Here is a 1,125-nt window from a genome sequence, read left to right as displayed (position 1 = left end):
CAGCATCAGCGCCCGGATCGAGTCCAGCACGGCGCGCTGGACCTGATCGTCGGTGACCTCGACGCCCTTGGCGGAGGCCTTGTCCCTGATCTTCTTGCCTGCGCCCTTGGTCTCGGCCGGGGCAGGCCATTCGCCGGTCAGCGCGCCGGTGAGGTCGTCATCCAGCGCCGGCGGCCAGTCGTTGCGCGCCCAGGAGGGGCCCTTGGCCTCCGCCTTCACGTCCAGTTCGGCGTCGCCCATCTGGCGGAAGAACTCCGCCCAGGCGGCATCCACCGCGTTCGGGTCATTGGCGTATTGTGCATAAAGCTGCTCCAGATACTCCGCATTGTGCCCCTGCATGAAAGAGGAGGCGTGAAAGAGGTCGTTTGGGCTTTGTTCGGTCATTTGGATGCCTCGTGCGGGTTGGGACCGTATTTGTTCTCACCTGGCTGGGATTTCTTTGAGGTAAAGATAAGGAACAAAACGAGCGGGATCATTGCAGCTGCGAAACCTATACCACTTTGGAGCTGCTGCAGATCGGGTAGAGCTTTCAATGCGAACATCACGATTGCAAAGAGTGCAAAGGGCACAACAAATATTGTACTGGCTGCCACGCCTACATCGTGCAGACGCCGCGACAGCGCGGCAAAAAACGGTATGGCAAACAATCCAGTATAAAGATTGAAGAACCAAGGGTATTGAGGCCCAAGATAGAAATAGACGCCAAAGTGAATTTTGAAGCTGCCTTCGGGTTGTTTGGCAGTCAGGTTCAACCCGACAAACTGGACGAGTGCCAAAAACAAAACAAAAAACCAGAACTCTCTTCGGGCTGCGCGTCCGCCGAACTGTGCGTAGTTACTCATGCAAGTTTTGACTGAGGCCCAAAAGCCCATTGTTGCACCATACTTAATTTTGCGGTTTTGCCGCGCTTGCTCAGAATTAAGCAAGCGCGGCAAATCGTGTTTTTAGCTTACTTGCCGATTGCTTTCAGCACTGCTTCACCCAGGCCGGCCGGGCTTTCGGCGACGACGATGCCTGCGGATTTCATCGCTTCGATCTTGTCTTCGGCGCCGCCTTTGCCGCCGGCGACAATTGCGCCCGCGTGGCCCATGCGGCGGCCCGGAGGGGCGGTGCGGCCGGCAATGA

1 protein-coding gene and 2 pseudogenes are annotated in these 1,125 nt (G+C 57.2%); all 3 read right to left on the bottom strand.

Annotated features, from left to right (window positions below; translation table 11 throughout):
* Positions 1–384: pseudogene (gene sucA, locus A2I95_RS41005) on the bottom strand (2-oxoglutarate dehydrogenase E1 component); the annotation flags it as partial.
* Positions 381–842, bottom strand: coding sequence for a DUF805 domain-containing protein (locus tag A2I95_RS41000; RefSeq protein ID WP_291738026.1), 462 nt, complete (start codon positions 840–842; stop codon positions 381–383). The gene A2I95_RS41000 and the pseudogene sucA, both read right to left, overlap by 4 nt.
* A gap of 107 nt (positions 843–949) precedes the next feature.
* Positions 950–1,125, bottom strand: a pseudogene (locus tag A2I95_RS40995) (succinate--CoA ligase subunit alpha); the annotation flags it as partial.

Source organism: Leisingera sp. F5 (genome assembly GCF_001593695.1).
This window is presented reverse-complemented; position numbering and strand designations above follow the sequence as displayed.

What these genes read in the sequence shown, in the direction of transcription:
- A2I95_RS41000 (WP_291738026.1), bottom strand. Translation starts at nt 842, where the DNA reads ATGAGTAACTACGCACAGTTCGGCGGACGCGCAGCCCGAAGAGAGTTC.